Origin of the sequence: Allobosea sp. Tri-44, assembly GCF_004123845.1 — a bacterium.
Taxonomy (GTDB): Bacteria; Pseudomonadota; Alphaproteobacteria; order Rhizobiales; family Beijerinckiaceae; genus Allobosea.
The window spans coordinates 454,348-469,968 of record NZ_NBDP01000007.1 but is presented as its reverse complement, the minus strand read 5'-3'; the positions used below and the strand labels follow the sequence as shown (position 1 = coordinate 469,968).

Below are 15,621 nucleotides of genomic sequence, written 5' to 3'. Positions count from 1 at the left end.
GGTTCTGGTTCAGATCACGCCGCCAGCGCCTGCTGGAGATCGGCGATCAGATCCTCGGCATGCTCCAGACCGATCGAGAGGCGGATCAGCCCATCGCTGACACCCATGCTGGCGCGGACCTCCGGCGTGAAGCGCTGATGCGTCGTCGTCGCCGGATGCACGATCAGGCTCTTGGCGTCGCCGAGATTGTTGGAGATGCGGATCAGCTTGAGCTTGTTGAGGAAGCGGAAGGCGGCATCCTTGCCGCCCGCGACCTCGAAGGCGATCAGCGTCGAGGGGCCGCTCATCTGCTTCGCGATGATCTCGGCCTGCGGATGGTCAGGGTCGCCGATGAAGGCGACATGCGGCAAGTCCTTGCGGCCCTTCAGCCACGCAGCGACCACAGTCGCGCTCTCGGCCTGGCGGCGGACGCGCAGGGGCAGCGTCTCCAGTGCCTTCAGCATCACCCAGGCATTGAAGGGCGACATGGCCGGGCCGGTCTGGCGCAGGAAGGTCTGGATATCGCCCTCGATCAGCTCCTTCGAGCCGAGCACGAGCCCGCCGAGGCAGCGTCCCTGGCCGTCGATGTGCTTGGTGGCGGAATAGGCGACGAGATCGGCGCCGAGCTCGAGCGGGCGCTGGAACAGCGGCGTCGCGAAGACATTGTCGACGATCAGCTTGGCGCCCGCGTCCTTGGCGATCGCGGAGACGGCGGCGATGTCGATCACCTCCAGCGTCGGGTTGGCCGGGCTCTCCAGGAAGAAGGCCTTGGTGTTCGGCCGGATGGCGGCGCGCCAGGCGGCAAGGTCGGTGCCGTCGACCAGCGTCGACTCAACGCCGTAGCGTGGCAGATGGTCCTCGACGATGTAGCGACAGGAGCCGAACAGGGCGCGCGCCGCGACAACATGGTCGCCGGCCCGAACCAGGCTCGACAGCGCCGCGGTGACGGCAGCCATGCCGGTCGCAGTCGCCCGGCAGGCTTCGGCGCCCTCGAAGGCGGCCATGCGCTGCTCCAGCATGGTGACGCTGGGATTGGAGAAACGCGCGTACTGGAAGCCCGGATCCTTGTTGAGGAAGCGCGCCTCGCACTGCTCGGCGCTGTCGTAGACATGGCCCTGCGTCAGGAACAGCGCCTCGGAGGTCTCGCCGAACTGCGAGCGCAGCGTGCCGGCATGGACCAGTCGGGTCTCGGGGTGCAGCGCGGCTGCGCCAGTCACTTCGTTCGCCATGAGAAACCGCCCGTTCCGTTCTATATAACGGACAAGGGGAATATCACCGTCAATTGCGTTCGTAAAGGCGAACGAATTTTCCTTATGGGGAACGGAGGGTGATGCCAACGCATTGGCAACTTTTGATTGATATCTGATGCGGTCACAACTGCTGTCCTGGCAAGCGGCGGGTTCCATCCGTCAGTGCTGCTGTCCTCAGTCCGGAGGCCATGAGTGAAGCGATTTATTTCGTGGTGGTGCTCGCTGTTCGGCGTGAAGGATCAGGTCCTGATCAATCTGGTCACCGCCATCATTGCGGCGGCGGCATTGATCTGGGTGGCCGCGACGGCGCTGTCGCTCGTCGTTGGTTTAGGTTTTCGAGCGATCATCCGAAGCTAGGGTTATGAAGCAGCTACTTCGCTGGTTGATCGTCGCCATCGCGACAGCTGTTGCGCCGAGCGCCTTTGCTGAAAGGTTGGAGCTGCCTCCCGCTGCGCCGGCCGCGCCGAAGGAGCTTGCGGTGCCGCGCGCGGCTGATCGCTTTGCGCCTTATGAAGCCCTGCACGGCTCGTTCAGTTCGCTCGACCATTGTGCCGGTATTCCCGGGGGATTCTGGATCGAGGTCGGCGGCAAGGGCGATTGCCTGCGCACCTATTCGCAGGGGCTGAGCGCCGCCGATAACCCCACAGTCCTGGTGTATTTCACTGGCGACGTGCTCCTGAAAACGAAAGAGGGCGTTCGTTTCGTCGGATCGGGATATGAGCGCCAATCGCCGGAGCTGATCGGGCGCGACATGGCGCGCTGGTCGGCGCAGGCGGGCAGCCCTGCGATTTTTATCGCTCGTCCCGGCATGTTCGGCTCGTCCGGCGATCACAGTCAGCGTCGCGAACTGCGCGAGGTCATGCTGGTGGATGGTGCGCTCGATGCGATCAAACGGCGCTATCGCGTATCGACGTTCATTCTGGCCGGGCAATCCGGAGGCGGCCACATCGCCGCGTCTCTGCTCAACCGGCGCCGGGATGTGTCGGCCGTGGTGCTGTCGTCGGCGTTGCTGTCGGTGCGCGAGGTGACGGACTACTGGAACAAGCGGCGCACGGTCCAAAGCGCCAGCAACGCGCTATACAATCCCATCGATCACCTCGTCGGCATTCGGCGTGATCCCAAGCCGCTGATCCTCGTTCTGTCGGACCAGCAGGATCGCATCGTCCCCTACGCAACCCAGCTGACTTATGTGCGCCGATTGCAGGCGGCCGGCTACGATCCGCAGCACATCATCCTTTCAGCCGCAGACAAGAGCCACCACGCTCTCGCGCGTCATGGCCGACGCGCTGCCGCGCTGATCGCTCGCGGGGAGAAGATCGACACCATCAGGGCGGCGCTGGCGGGATTGAGCGCGCAGCCTGACGATTGACGCTGGCACGGCGATGAAATCGATCTCCGCGGGTCAGATCGCCGCACCGTCGCTAACGATGTCCGCGCCGAGGTTGACGCGGACCGCGCGCACGATCTCCGCCTCGGCTTCCGCCCCGCGCCGACGCGGATGGGCTGCCGAAATCCGGTGCTCGGCGATGATCTGGCCCGGTGCGCCCGAGAGCACCACGACCCGGTCGGCGAGATAGGCGGCTTCGTCGATATCGTGGGTGACGAACAGCACCGTCTTGCCGGTACGCTGCCAGACGCGGATCAGTTCGTCCTGCAGCGTCTCGCGGGTCAGCGCATCGAGCGCCGAGAACGGCTCGTCCATCAAGAGGATCTCGGGCTCGACCGCGAGTGCCCGCGCCAGCGAGACGCGCTGGCGCTGGCCGCCGGAGAGCTGGTGCGGCCAGCGCTGCGTCAATGGCCCGAGGCCGACGAGGTCGAGCGTCTCCTGTGCCTTGGCGAGGCGCCCGGCGCGCGGCGTCTGGCCTTCGAGACCGAAGCCGACATTCGAGATCACTTTCCGCCAGGGCAGCAGCCGCGAATCCTGGAAGACCAGCGCGACCGGCCGGCGGGTATTGTCTTTCGCGTTGATCACGACTTCGCCGCCGCTCGGGCGGGCGAGACCGGCAATGACGCGCAACAGCGTCGACTTGCCGACGCCCGACGGGCCGACGATGGCGAGGAACTCGCCGCGCGCCACCGACAGATTCAGCTTGCGCAGGACCTCGGTTGCCTCGCTGTCGCGGGTGAAGGTGAGCGACAGCTCCTTGATGTCGATCACGCTTTCCAACGCAGCACCCATCCCTGGAAGGCGACGAACAGCGTGTCGAGCAGGCCGTAGAGCGCCGCCATGGTCAGCATGTAGATGACGACGAGATCGGTCGCGAGCAGGCTGGAAGCCTGCATCATGCGCTGGCCGACGCCGGCGACGCCGAAGATCTCTGCCGCGACCACCGCCATCCAGGCCTGGCCGAGCGCGGTGCGCACGCCGACGAGGATGCCGGGCATCGCCGCCGGCAGCAGGATCTTGACCAACCGCTGGACCGGCGAGCGGAAGCCGAAGGCGTCGGCGACCTCGATCAGGTCGCGGTCGACGCCGCGGATCGCGCCCTGTGCCGCGAAGAAGACGATCCAGAACACACCGATCGCAATGATGAACACTGCTGCCTGCGGATTGACGCCGAACCAGATGATCGCGAACGGCACCCAGGCGAGGCCGGGGATTGGCCGCAGCAGCCGCACCACCCAGGCGGTCGTCTCCTCGGCGATCCTCGACATGCCAGTCAGCACGCCGAGCGCAATGCCGAGGCCGGCGCCGGTGATGAGACCGATGAAGTAGTGGCCGAGCGAGCCCATGATGGCCGTGAGCCAGGCACCGGACTTCACCTCGCGCAGGAAGGCGCTCGGCAGGGCGCTGGGGCCCGGCAGGAAGGCCGGGTTGACCAGGCCGAAATAGGGAATCGCCTCCCACAGCAAGAGGAAGGCGATGAGGCCCGTCAGGGCGAGGGCCGGAGCCCGCAGTGAACGCAAATGGATAGCCCCGTCAGCCCTTGATGGCGCGCTCGTAATACTGCGTCTCGAACAGGCCGTCGAACGGAAGTTCCTTCTCGAGCGAGCCGAGCTTGACCTGATAGGACTGCATGGCACGCGCTGGCTCGATGATTTTGCGCGGGTCGATCTCGAACCTGGTCGCCGGCGAGACCAGCGCTTTCTCGATCAGAGCGGGATCGACGATGCCCTTGCCGAGCGCGGCGCCGACATGGGGCGCGGCCTTGGCGGGCGTCTTGATCAGCACCTCGGCGGCCTTGACGAGGCCGGACACCAGCCCCTGCACGGCGGCGTTGTTCTTGGTCAGGAAGGCGCCGGAGACGGCGACGACGGTGCCGGGCTGGCCGGGGAAGACGTCCTCGCCGCCGGCGATCAGCTTGATGCCGGGATTGCGGGTCTGGACGATTGTGAGGGCGGGCTCGCGCACGATCGCGCCCTCGACGGCGCCGGCGAGCACCGCCTGCTGCGTCGCGTCGATGCCCATCGGCACCACCTCGACATCGGCCTTGTCAGCCTTGGCGACCTCCCAGAGCCAGTATTGCAGCACGGTATTAGGAACGGAGCCGGCCGGCTGGGTGGCGAGACGCGCCGGCTTGCCGGTCGCGGCCTTGTGCGCCTTGAAGGCGGCGGCTGCGCTCGTTCCCTCCGTGAAGAACTTCGCCAGAGCGGGGGCGGCGACGAAGACGTTCTCGCCGGTCGCGGTTGAGGCGACGACGCGGATGTCGACGCCGCGCGAACGGGCGACGGCGAGCGGGGCGACGCCGGCGACGTAAAGGTCGATCGTGCCCGAGGCGAGCGCCTGGATCATGTTCGGGCCGGATTCGAACACCGTGAACGTTGGCGTGATGCCAGCCTGCTTCAGCCAGCCCTCGCCATTGGCGACGAAGATCGGGGCGGTGCCGATGACGGGGATGTAGCCGATCCGGGCGGGGACGGTCTCCTGACCGCGGGCCCCCGTGAAGGACGCGGCGACCAAGGGCATCGCAGCGGCGAGCGAAGAGCCGGCAAGCAGGAACTGGCGGCGATCCATAATCGTATTTCCCCAGATGGCGCGTGATATCTAGCCTATTGACGTTTGATAAAAGGATTTTCTATCTAAATACAAGCTGAGCCCTTCAAAAAGAAGAAAATTCTACATTGCCTAATTCTGGCAAAAGGAATTTTCTCCATCATTATGGATCGAGAGATGGACGCCATTGATCGCAAGATTCTGACTGTGTTGCAGGCAGACTCCAACATCTCGATCGCGGAGCTCGCCGATCGGGTCGGGCTGTCGCAGACCCCGTGCTGGAAGCGGATTCAGCGCCTCGAGCAGACCGGTGTGATCATCAAGCGTGTCGCGCTGGTGGCGCCCGAGAAGATCGGGCTGGGGCTCACCGTCTTCGTTCAGATCGAGACGGCCGACCATTCCGGACCCTGGCTGGAGAAGTTCGCCCAGAGCGTCGCGGCGATGCCGGAGGTGATCGAGTTCTACCGCATGGCCGGCGATGTCGATTACATGCTGCGCGTCGTTGTCGCCGACATGGCCGCCTATGACACCTTCTACAAGAAGCTGATAGAGACGATCCCGCTCAAGAACGTCACCTCGCGCTTCGCCATGGAGCGGATCAAGGCGACGACGGCCTACAAGGTGCCGGACCTGCCGAAGGCGTCGTGATCGACGAATAGAGCGCGGGAACCCCTCCCCCTTGTGGGGAGGGGCAGGGGTGGGGGTCGCAAAGCCGGAACGATCGGCTGGGCTGGATCGCGCTGCCCCCGCTGCCAGTTCCATTCTGCCGGCAATCACCAGGCGGCACTACCCCCATCCCCATACCCTTCCCCACAAGGGGGAAGGTAGGGAGCCAGGCGATCGACCTTCCGCAGAGGGATCCCGCGCTTGCGTCGCGACCGCTGCGCAGCCCCGTCATCGCATGCCAGGCACTTGCCCCGGCGGGCGTGCTCCCGCATGAACGCTCCCGCATTTCTCGAACGGGGCGCAGCCATGTCCAGCTATGTCATCGATCCGCCGAAGGTCGCCGTCATTCCGGTGGCCGGCGGCGGGCTCTTCCCGGTGCGCCGCATCTTCTGCGTCGGCCGCAATTACGCCGAGCACACTCGCGAGATGGGTGGCGATCCCGATCGCGAGGAGCCGTTCTTCTTCACCAAGCCGTCCGACGCCGTGCTGACCGGCAGCGCCGAAATGCCCTATCCGCCCAAGACCGCCGATCTGCACCATGAGATGGAGCTCGTCGTCGCGATCGGGAAGGGCGGCAAGGACATCGCCGAAGCCGAAGCGCTCTCCCATGTCTTCGGCTATGCCGCCGGCTTCGACATGACCCGCCGCGACCTGCAGGGCGCCGCCAAGAAAGCCGGCAAGCCCTGGGACATGGGCAAGGGCTTCGACTCGTCGGCACCGATCGGTGAGATCGTTCCGGCGGCCAAGGCCGGCCATCCCGACAAGGGCCTGATCGAGCTCAAGGTCAACGGTGCGGTGCGCCAGAGCTCCGATCTCGCCAAGATGATCTGGAACGTGCCGGAGACGATCTCGTATCTCTCCGGCTTCGTCACGCTGGCGCCGGGTGACCTGATCATGACCGGCACGCCCGAAGGCGTCGCGGCCGTTGTCAAGGGCGACCTGCTCGAAGGCACGATCGCGGGTGTCGGCACTGTCCGCACCAGGATCGTCTGACTGGCCGGCTTAAGGAGACTACCATGCGTCTGACCACCGAAGCCTCCGGCGTCTTTCCGATCGCGCCGACCCCGTTCAACCCGGACGGCAGCGTCGACTGGAGCTCGGCCGACCGGCTCTTCGACTTTTATGCCAGCATCGGCTCGGACGGCGTCACCGTGCTCGGCATCATGGGCGAGGCGCCCAAGCTCGAGCCGGAGGAATCGCTCGGCCTGGTCAAGCGCGCGGTTGCGAAGATGGGCGGCAAGCCGATCATCGTCGGGGTCTCGGCGCCGGGCTTTGCGGCGATGCGCTCGCTGGCCCGGCAGGTCATGGAGCTCGGCGCCGGCGGCGTGATGATTGCCCCGCCGACGAACCTGCGCACCGACGACCAGATCACCGGCTATTACGCGCAGGCGGTCGAGGCGATCGGCTCCGACATCCCCTTCGTCATCCAGGATTATCCGCTGACGCTCTCGGTGGTGATGACCCCCGCTGTCATCCGCAAGATCATCCAGGACAACCCGTCCTGCGTGATGCTGAAGCACGAGGACTGGCCGGGCCTTGAGAAGATCTCGACCCTGCGCAAGTTCGAGGCCGAGGGCTCGCTGCGGCGCGTCGCGATCCTGACCGGCAATGGCGGGCTCTTCCTCGATTTCGAGATCGAGCGCGGCGCCGACGGCGCCAACACCGGCTACGCCTTCCCGGAACTGCTGATCGACGTGGTCAAGGCCAACAAGGCCGGCCGCCGCGACGATGCCCACGACATCTTCGACGCGCATCTGCCGCTGCTGCGCTATGAGCAGCAGCAGGGCGTCGGCCTCGCCGTGCGCAAATATGTGATGATGAAGCGCGGCATCCTCGCCAGCGATGCGCAGCGCAAGCCCGGCCCGGGCCTGACCGCCGCTGCCAAGGCTGAGGTCGATTACCTGCTCGGCCGCCTGGCGAAGCACGACCCGCGCGCCAAGATCTGAGGGGTAGCAGCCGGTTGACTGATCGCGAAGCCGCGCATTCGGTGTGCGGCTCTCGCGGGCTATGGACGCGGGCTTCCAAGCCATGCAACCCTGAGCTGCGGCTTGGGGGATTTGATATGCGTCTTGCTCTTCTGCTCGGCGGTGCCGCGCTGATTGTTCTTGGTTCGTTGGAGCCAGTGTCTGCGCAAGGCGGCGTCCATCCGGAGTGCCGCACCATGAGGGATCAGCGCTCCTGCAACTGCGCGCTCAGCAATGGCGGGCGGGTCATTGACGATCCGGCTCGCCCCGGTCGCAAAGCCTGGCGGTCGGCCAAGGTCGGCACGGCCGCACACATGGCGTTCATGAACTGCTCTAATGGCTCGGGGCGATAGCCACACCACGCCCTAGCAGATCGCAAGCCGTCGCGGCGCATAGCGCCGCGACGGCTTTTTCGTCAGTTCGCCAGTTGCACCAGCCGGTCGAGCGCGGGGCCGAAACCGTTCAGCGCGATATTGAACGAGACCACGTCGTTGTTCGACAGGTTGAGCGCGGCCGCCGTCAGCGTCTTGCCGCCCTTCATCGCGTCGGTGGCGACGGTCGGGAATGAGACCGGCAGCAGGCAGCCTGCGGGCGAGCAGGTCGAGAAGCGCAGGCCCTGGCCGAGATCCCTGTCGTCGAGCTTGAGCACCGCGCCGTTCTCGAGCTTGAGCCAGAACGGCATCAGGATCGTGCCCTCGGCGCGGCCATCCTTCGGTGCGCGCAGTTCGACCGCAAAGACGCGCTGGTTCGTGCGGCTGTCGCCTTGCGACTGGGTCAGCACGCAGAGTTTCTGGCCGTCATTGATGCGGCAGTCGACCGTCCAGTCGCCATAGACCTCGTTCACTGCCGTGGCGCCGTTCGGCAGGCGCGCGGCCTGGGCCGTCGGCTGGCTGACAGTCGGGGCTGCAGCCGGTGCTTGTGCCGTGGCAGGGCGTGTCGGTGGACTGGCTGGGCGGGCGGGCGGATTCGCTGTCGCTGGGCGGGCCGCAGGTGCTGGGCGTGTCGCAGGGGCAGGGCGGGCCGCCGGTGCGCGCGGCGCCGGTTCTGCTTGTGGTTCGGCTTCCTCGGCCTGTTCGGTCGCGGGCGGCTCGCGCTGCGCAAGCGCTGGCGTGGCGAGCAGTGCGAGGGCGAGGCCGCCGGCGAGGAGCGCGGCGGAGAGAGACGTGCTGGATTGGGTCATGATATCGAATTTCGATAGAAGCTGAAGCATAGGCCAGTTTGGGCAAGCCGGTGCTTCAGCTTCTATCAAAAAGTCAGAAAGTGTCCACCGGAGTGTGCTTGCCAAGAGCGTGGCATGCATCGTTCGGCATTAGTTTTATACTATAGTAATTCCAAATATAGGGCGATCCTCGGCCTGATGCTTCAGGCCACGTAGGCCGCTTCGGTCCTCAACACCTCCACCGACGGGATGCGGCCCTCGTACCACCAGGCTGCTGCAGCCCGCGACATCGCCGCGCCGTCATGGCCGATGCCGGGCACGGTGATCAGCGACCAGTTGCAGGGCACGCCGCGCCTGGCCGCTTCCGCCTTGGCGAAGTCGAGCATGAAACGCGCGCGGGCATAACGCATCGGTCCCTGTGCCAGCGCCTCTGCTTGCGCCGGCAGGTTCGGATCGCTGGTGACGATGTCCCGGTCGCCGGCGAAGATCACCATCGGCCAGGCGAGCCAGCGCGCCAGCTCCGCTTCGCCGAGGCCGAGGCCGCCGAGCCCTTCCGGGAAGCGCCGCTCCAGCGTCGGCAGCGTGTACCAGCCGGAATTGGCGGCGAAGGCGGTCTCGAACGGCGTTTCAGCCTGCGTCGCCAGCAGCCGGTGGACGAACTGGCCGCCGGCCGAATGGCCGAACAGCCGGACCTTGTCGCGCCTCGTCGTGCCGGCCTTGCGCAGCGCCGCCAGCACGCGGGTCGGCACGGCATAGAGCCAGTCGCCCTGCGGGGCGACAGCGCCGTCCTCGCTGACGAGGAGGCCGTTGTTATAGCCTTCCGCCTGCGGAAAATGCGCGTTGCCGAAAGTGGGCGCGACGATCAGCAGGTTGTGCTTTTCGGCGGCGTCGATCCAGAAGTCGCGATAATCGTCGCCATTGCGCAGCATGCCGTGCTGGACGAAGACGATTTCGTCTTCCGGGCGATGCCGTGCCGGCCGATAGAAATTGACCTCCAGCGGCCGCTCGGGATGGCGGGCGTCGATGAAGGGCAGGGTGCTGCGCCCCTGCGGCGGATCGAGTGTGAGCGTGGTCATGCGGCTTTCGCGATGCTGTGCAGGTGGCAGGCAGCGCTGCGGCCGGGTGCGATCTCCGTGAGCTCCGGGCGGACCTCGCGGCAGACCGGCATGGCGTGCTCGCAGCGCGGGTGGAAGGGGCAGCCGGAGGGCGGCGCCAGCGGCGAGGGTAGTTCGCCCTTGAGCGGCTGGAAGCTGCTCTTGCGTCGTGCCGCCGAGGGGATCGCCTTGATCAGGGCTGCGCTATAGGGGTGCGCCGGCTCGGCGAAGATCGCGGTCGCGCTGCCGATCTCGACGATGCGGCCGAGATACATGATCGCGACGCGATCACTGATATGGCGGACGAGGCCGAGATCATGGCTGACGAAGAGATAGGTCAGCCCGTGCCGCGCACGCACATCCATGAACAGGTTGATCACCTGTGCCTGGATCGAGACGTCGAGTGCCGAGACCGGCTCGTCGCAGACCAGGAAGTCGGGCTTCACCGCCAGCGCCCGGGCGATGCCGATGCGCTGGCGCTGGCCGCCGGAGAACTGGTGCGGGTAGCGCTCGCGATAGGCGAGATCGAGACCGACCTCGGTTAGCGCCCGGTCGACCGCGCCGTCGAGCTCCGCCTTCGGCACGAGCTTGTGGACCGCAAGCGCCTCGCCGACAATGCGGCTCACCCGCATGCGCGGATCGAGCGAGGCGTAAGGGTCCTGGAAGATCATCTGCACCTTGAGCAGATAATCGAGTCGGTCCTTGCTCTTCAGCGCCGCGGCCGAGCGGCCCTTGTAGAAGACCTCGCCTTCGGTCGGTGGCAGAATGCCGGTGGCGATGCGTGCCAGCGTCGACTTTCCGCAGCCGGATTCGCCGACGAGACCGAGCACCTCGCCCTTCCTGACGCTGAGATCGACGCCATCGACCGCCTTCAGTGTCGCAGGCGGCGCATGCCGGCCGACGGCCGTCAGGATGCGCTCGGCCATATTGGCCTTGCCGCGGAAGTATTTGCGCACGCCGCGCAGTTCGAACAGGGTCTCGCTCATGCCGCCACCCGGTCTGGGACGGGGCTGTGGCAACGCAAGGTGCGGCCGTCATAGGCCTGCGGCTGCGGATCGCTGTCGGCGCAGACTGGCAAAGCCCGCTCGCAGCGCGGCCGGAACGGGCAGCCGGAAGGGCGTGAATCGATGCGCGGCGCGATACCGTCGATCTGGTGCAGGCGCTCGCCGACTTCGACCATGGTGGCCGAGGAGTTGAGCAGGCCGAGCGTATAGGGGTGGCGCGGCCGGTCGAGCACGGTCTCGACCTCGCCGATCTCGACGATGCGGCCGGCATACATCACCGCCACGCGGTCGGCGAGCTCGGCGACTACGGCGAGGTCATGCGTGATCCAGATCACCGCGGCACCGGTCTCGCGCGAGAGTTTTTGGACCTCGTAGAGGATCTGCGCCTGGATGGTGACATCGAGCGCCGTGGTCGGCTCGTCGGCGATGATCAGGTCGGGGTCGTTGAGGAGCGCGGTCGCGATGGCGACGCGCTGGCGCATGCCGCCGGAGAATTCATGCGGAAACTGCTTCAGCCGGGTCTCGGGTGAGGAGATGCCGACCCGCGCCAGCGCCTTCGCCGCCTTGGCGAGCGCTTCCGCGCGGCTGCAGTCGCGATGCTCGAGGATCGCCTCGCTCATCTGCTCGCCGATGGTGAGCACCGGGTTCAGCGTCATCAGCGGGTCCTGGAAGATCATCGCGATCCGGTCGCCGCGCAATTGACGCAGGCGCTCCTCGGAAGCGGCGCGCAAATCGGTGCCGTCGAATAGGATTTCACCTGCGACGACCTCGCCTGGCGGGTCGATCAACTGCACCAGCGAGAAGCCGGTGACCGACTTGCCCGAGCCGGATTCGCCGACGAGGCCGAGCACCTCGCCCTTGGCGACGCTGAAATCGACGCCGTCGACGGCCGGCCAGGCGCCGTCCTGCGCATGGAATACGGTCTTGAGGCCGCGGACGGAAAGGAGAGGGGCTTCGCTCATGCGCGCACGTTGAAGCTGCGGCGCAGGCGGTCGCCGACGAGGTTGAGTGACATGATCAGGAGCACCAGCGCGATCCCGGGGAAGACGGCGATCCAGTATTCGCCGGAGAGCAGGAACTCGAAGCCGTTGGCGATCAGCAGGCCGAGCGAGGGCTGGGTCACCGGCACGCCGACGCCGAGGAAGGAGAGCGTCGCTTCCAGCGTGATCGCCGAGGCGATGCTGATCGAGGCGACCACGAGCACGGCGCCGACCGAGTTCGGCAGCAGGTGCGCCAGCATGATGTGGCGGGTCGGCAGGCCGAAATTGACGGCCGCCTCGATATATTCCTTGCGTCGTTCGACCAGCGCCGCCGCCCGCATCAAACGGGCGTACTGCGCCCATTGCACCAGGACGATGGCGAGGATGACCTTGTCGACGCCGCGCCCGATCGAGGCGAGCAGCACCAGCGCGACCAGGATCGAGGGGAAGCCGAGCATGAAATCGACGATGCGCATCAGCACGGCATCGACCGCGCCGCCGAACTGCGCCGCGGCGAGCCCGGCGAGAATGCCGATCGAGAGCGCCCCGACCGTGGAGGCAAGGCCGACGAGCAGGCTGGTGCGCAGTCCATAGAGGATGGCGCTGAGCATGTCGCGGCCCTGCGCATCGCTGCCGAGCCAATAGCTGAAGCCCGTCATGCCCTGCTCGCCCGGCGCCAGCCGGTTGTCCATCACGCTGAGCGAGCCGAGATCATGCGGGTTCTGCGGCGCGATCACTGGGGCGAGCAGAGCGAGCGCCACCATGATGCCGAGCAGGATCACGGCGCCGCGCGTCGTCGGGCGGTTGCGCAGGCGGCGCAGCACCTTCTCGCGCAAGGGTGTGTCGGCCTGCGCGGGGCCGGCGAGGCGGGCAGCATTTAGGCTCATGCCTGTTCTCCGGCGAGCTTCACCCGCGGGTCGAGCGCGGCATAGAGCACGTCGACCAGGAAGTTGACGGTGACGAAGAGCAGCGTCGCCAGGAGGACATAGGCGACGACCACCGGACGATCGAGCTGGTAGACCGAGTCGATCAGGAGCTTGCCCATGCCCGGCCAGGCGAAGACGGTCTCGGTGATGGTCGAGAAGGCGACGAGGCTGCCGAACTCGACGCCGACCACGGTGACGACCGGGATCAGGATGTTGCGCAGCACATGCCGGTTGACGATGCGCCGCGGCCGCACCCCCTTGGCGCGGGCGTATTTGACGTAGTCCTGCGTCATCGTCTCGGCGGTGCCGGCGGCGACCAGGCGCACGATCAGCGCAAGGTTCGGGATCGCGAGGTTGAGCGCGGGCAGGGCGATGTGATGCAGCCCGTCCAGCGTCAGCAGGCTGGTCTGGAGACCCAGGATCGAGACCGTTTCACCACGCCCTGCGGTCGGCAGCCAGCCGAGCAGCACGGCGAAGAGCAGGATCAGCATCATGCCTTTCCAGAAACTCGGCAGCGAGAAGCCGAGCACGGTTCCGGCCATGACGATGCGGGCGCGCCGGCTATCCGGATTGAGGCCGACCATCAGCCCGAGCGGGATGCCGACGGTGAGCGCCAGCGTCATCGCCAGCAGCACCAGCTCGAAGGTCGCCGGCAGCCGCGCCAGGATGAGCTGCAGCGCCGGGACGCCATGCACGAAGGAGCGGCCGAGATCGCCCTTCAGGGCATTGCCCATGAAGGTGAGGTATTGCTGCCAGACCGGCAGGTCGAGCCCGAGCCGCCGGATCAGCGCCTGGCGCTCGGCCTCACTGACCGAGGGCGAGACCAGCAGCTCTACGGGATCGCCGATGCCGTAGACGGCGAAGAAGACCACGACCGAGACCGCGAGCAGCACGAGCACGCTCTGGATCAGCCGCTGCAGGACATAGGCGGTCATGCGCCGAACCTCGAAGAGGTGATCGCCGGCTTACTTCGCTGGCTTCACCGACATGGCGAGCATGAACTGGTCGGCGCGGCCGGCGACCGCGAGCTCGGACTTGAAGGCCCAGATGCCGCTTTCGAAATGGAGCGGGATGAAGGCGCCGTCGGCGAGGACCAGCGTCATCGCCTGCTGCAGCAGTTCGGCGCGCTTCTTGTCGTCGAGCGTCGTCACCGCGGCGCGGATGACCTTGTCGAACTCGTCATTCTTGTAGCCGCCATAGTTCGAGCCGCCGAGCGTCTTGGTCTCGTTCGGGGTCGGCGGCCATTGGCGCAGGAAGGAGGCGGCCTCGCCGGTGGCGGAGCCCCAGCCGCCGAGCGCGACGCTGAATTCCTTCTTGGCGCGGCGCGGGAAGTAGATCGCCCGCGTCATCGCGTCGACCTCGGTCTTGATGCCGACCTGGGTCAGGTACTGGGCGACGGCCTGGGTGATCTGGCTGTCGTTGATGTAGCGGTCATTGGTCGAGGACAAAGTGAGCTGGAAGCCGTTGGGATAGCCGGCCTCGGCCAGCAGCGTCTTGGCCGCAGCCGGGTCGTAGGCGAGCTTGGCTGGATTCGCCAGGGTGCCGGACATGCCGGTCGGCAGGTATTGGTAAGCCGGCTCGGCGGCGCCATCCATGATGCGCTTGACGATCGCCTCGCGGTCGATGGCGAGCGACATCGCCTTGCGCACGCGCACGTCCTTCAGCGGGTTCTTGCCGTCCGGTGCCTTGACGAAGGGACTCTGGTCACGGGCGACATCGAGCTGGAAGTAGATCACCCGGGTCGAGGGCGTGATGACATGGCCGAAGCGCTTGTCGCCCTTGATGCGGCCAAGATCGCGTGCGGCCGGGTTCTCGATCACGTCGTAATCGCCGGCGAGCAGGCCGGCGAGGCGCGGGCCAGCATTGGTCACCGGCAGAAAGCGCACGCTGGCCCAGGGCTGCTGACCGCCCCAATGGTCGGGGTTGCGTTCGAGCTCGATCGACGAGCCCCGCACATAGGACTTCAGCTTGTACGGCCCGGTGCCGATCGCCATCGAGCCGTCATTGAAGTTGTTGACCGCCGGCCAGGGCCCGGTGACGCCGCAGTTCTTGGCGATATCGTAGCTGATGGCGTCGTGCTGCACGATCGAGGCGGAGAGGATCGGCAGGCCCGAGAGCAGGGTCGGCAGCAGCGGCTCCGGCTCCTTGGTCTCGATGATCAGCGTGCTGGCGTCGGGCGTCTCGACCTTGGCGAAATTGCCGGTGATGTCGGCAAAGGAGTCGGAGACCTTGGTCTCGTTCTTCAGCGTGCGGCAGAAGGTGAAGACCACGTCCTGCGCGCCGAAGGGCTGGCCATTGGTGAATTTCACGCCCTGGCGCAGCTTGAAGGTCCAGCGGTTCTTGCCGTCATTCTCCCAGGAGGTGGCGAGACCCGGCTGCAGCACCTGCGTCTCGTCCTGCCGCACGAGATTGTCGAAGATGTGCTGGGCGAGCGCGTTGTTGGGGGTGAGGTCGTGATAATGCGGGTCGACGGCGGTCGGCTCGGAGGCGAGCGCGATGCGCAGGCTCTGGGCCATGGCCGGCGCACTGAGCATGCTGGCGCCGAGCAGAATGGTGATGAGCGCACGCTGACGCATCGGTCCGTCTCCGTTCCCGTAGCTGGTCGTTTTGACAGCTTTATTTTCACGCGTTAGCAAACATGAAAATGATCCGACGTCAATCTGTG

General features: G+C 66.4%; 16 protein-coding genes. 5 read left to right on the top strand and 11 right to left on the bottom strand.

All coding sequences use genetic code 11. The features are described from left to right. Positions 1–14: 14 nt before the first annotated feature. A complete protein-coding gene (locus tag B6S44_RS08700; RefSeq protein ID WP_129156480.1) occupies positions 15–1,208 on the bottom strand; it encodes an O-succinylhomoserine sulfhydrylase in 1,194 nt (397 codons plus the stop codon). Between the two features lie 213 nt (positions 1,209–1,421). Here B6S44_RS08700 and B6S44_RS29285 point away from each other — a divergent pair, with 213 nt between their 5' ends. Together B6S44_RS29285 and B6S44_RS08695 are read left to right on the top strand one after the other, a co-directional pair. Further along, positions 1,422–1,586 carry a hypothetical protein gene (locus B6S44_RS29285; protein ID WP_164985762.1) on the top strand — a complete coding sequence of 55 codons (165 nt, stop codon included), beginning with the start codon at positions 1,422–1,424 and terminating at the stop codon, positions 1,584–1,586. A gap of 25 nt (positions 1,587–1,611) precedes the next feature. Then, positions 1,612–2,598, top strand: coding sequence for an alpha/beta hydrolase family protein (locus tag B6S44_RS08695; protein ID WP_248309500.1), 987 nt, complete (start codon positions 1,612–1,614; stop codon positions 2,596–2,598). A gap of 33 nt (positions 2,599–2,631) precedes the next feature. Here B6S44_RS08695 and B6S44_RS08690 read toward each other — a convergent pair whose 3' ends face one another. Genes B6S44_RS08690 through B6S44_RS08680 form a run of 3 tightly spaced genes read right to left on the bottom strand, consistent with a single transcriptional unit; the run spans position 2,632 to position 5,136 of the window. Next, positions 2,632–3,408 (bottom strand): ABC transporter ATP-binding protein, encoded by a 777-nt coding sequence (locus tag B6S44_RS08690; protein ID WP_129156478.1) that lies wholly within the window; start codon positions 3,406–3,408, stop codon positions 2,632–2,634. Further along, a complete protein-coding gene (locus B6S44_RS08685) occupies positions 3,384–4,136 on the bottom strand; it encodes an ABC transporter permease (protein WP_129156477.1) in 753 nt (250 codons plus the stop codon). Before B6S44_RS08685 ends, B6S44_RS08690 begins: the two co-directional genes overlap by 25 nt. Positions 4,137–4,149: 13 nt before the next feature. Further along, positions 4,150–5,136: an ABC transporter substrate-binding protein gene (locus B6S44_RS08680; RefSeq protein ID WP_129156621.1), complete on the bottom strand. Its 987-nt coding sequence runs from the start codon at positions 5,134–5,136 to the stop codon at positions 4,150–4,152. Between the two features lie 204 nt (positions 5,137–5,340). Here B6S44_RS08680 and B6S44_RS08675 point away from each other — a divergent pair, with 204 nt between their 5' ends. The 3 genes from B6S44_RS08675 to B6S44_RS08665 all read left to right on the top strand — a co-directional run bounded on the left by B6S44_RS08675 (position 5,341) and on the right by B6S44_RS08665 (position 7,775). Beyond that, positions 5,341–5,811, top strand: coding sequence for an Lrp/AsnC family transcriptional regulator (locus B6S44_RS08675; RefSeq protein WP_164547550.1), 471 nt, complete (start codon positions 5,341–5,343; stop codon positions 5,809–5,811). Between the two features lie 324 nt (positions 5,812–6,135). Next, positions 6,136–6,822, top strand: coding sequence for a fumarylacetoacetate hydrolase family protein (locus B6S44_RS08670; protein WP_129156476.1), 687 nt, complete (start codon positions 6,136–6,138; stop codon positions 6,820–6,822). Positions 6,823–6,845: 23 nt separating this feature from the next. Continuing rightward, positions 6,846–7,775: a dihydrodipicolinate synthase family protein gene (locus B6S44_RS08665; protein ID WP_129156475.1), complete on the top strand. Its 930-nt coding sequence runs from the start codon at positions 6,846–6,848 to the stop codon at positions 7,773–7,775. A 433-nt stretch (positions 7,776–8,208) separates the two neighbouring features. Here B6S44_RS08665 and B6S44_RS29620 read toward each other — a convergent pair whose 3' ends face one another. The 7 genes from B6S44_RS29620 to B6S44_RS08630 all read right to left on the bottom strand — a co-directional run bounded on the left by B6S44_RS29620 (position 8,209) and on the right by B6S44_RS08630 (position 15,532). Beyond that, positions 8,209–8,973, bottom strand: coding sequence for an invasion associated locus B family protein (locus B6S44_RS29620; protein WP_206735100.1), 765 nt, complete (start codon positions 8,971–8,973; stop codon positions 8,209–8,211). Between the two features lie 182 nt (positions 8,974–9,155). Further along, positions 9,156–10,028, bottom strand: coding sequence for an alpha/beta hydrolase family protein (locus B6S44_RS08655; protein ID WP_129156474.1), 873 nt, complete (start codon positions 10,026–10,028; stop codon positions 9,156–9,158). Continuing rightward, the gene (locus B6S44_RS08650; RefSeq protein ID WP_129156473.1) at positions 10,025–11,032 is read right to left on the bottom strand and encodes an ABC transporter ATP-binding protein; all 1,008 of its coding nucleotides are present in this window, start codon (positions 11,030–11,032) and stop codon (positions 10,025–10,027) included. Before B6S44_RS08650 ends, B6S44_RS08655 begins: the two co-directional genes overlap by 4 nt. Continuing rightward, a complete protein-coding gene (locus B6S44_RS08645; protein ID WP_129156472.1) occupies positions 11,029–12,012 on the bottom strand; it encodes an ABC transporter ATP-binding protein in 984 nt (327 codons plus the stop codon). The genes B6S44_RS08650 and B6S44_RS08645 overlap by 4 nt, the downstream gene beginning before the upstream one ends. After that, complete coding sequence (locus tag B6S44_RS08640; protein ID WP_129156471.1) at positions 12,009–12,917, bottom strand: ABC transporter permease; 909 nt, start codon at positions 12,915–12,917, stop codon at positions 12,009–12,011. The genes B6S44_RS08645 and B6S44_RS08640 overlap by 4 nt, the downstream gene beginning before the upstream one ends. After that, positions 12,914–13,891: an ABC transporter permease gene (locus tag B6S44_RS08635; protein WP_129156470.1), complete on the bottom strand. Its 978-nt coding sequence runs from the start codon at positions 13,889–13,891 to the stop codon at positions 12,914–12,916. Before B6S44_RS08635 ends, B6S44_RS08640 begins: the two co-directional genes overlap by 4 nt. A 30-nt stretch (positions 13,892–13,921) precedes the next feature. Further along, on the bottom strand, positions 13,922–15,532 hold the full coding sequence (locus B6S44_RS08630; protein ID WP_129156469.1) for an ABC transporter substrate-binding protein: 1,611 nt from the start codon (positions 15,530–15,532) through the stop codon (positions 13,922–13,924). Positions 15,533–15,621 lie beyond the last annotated feature (89 nt).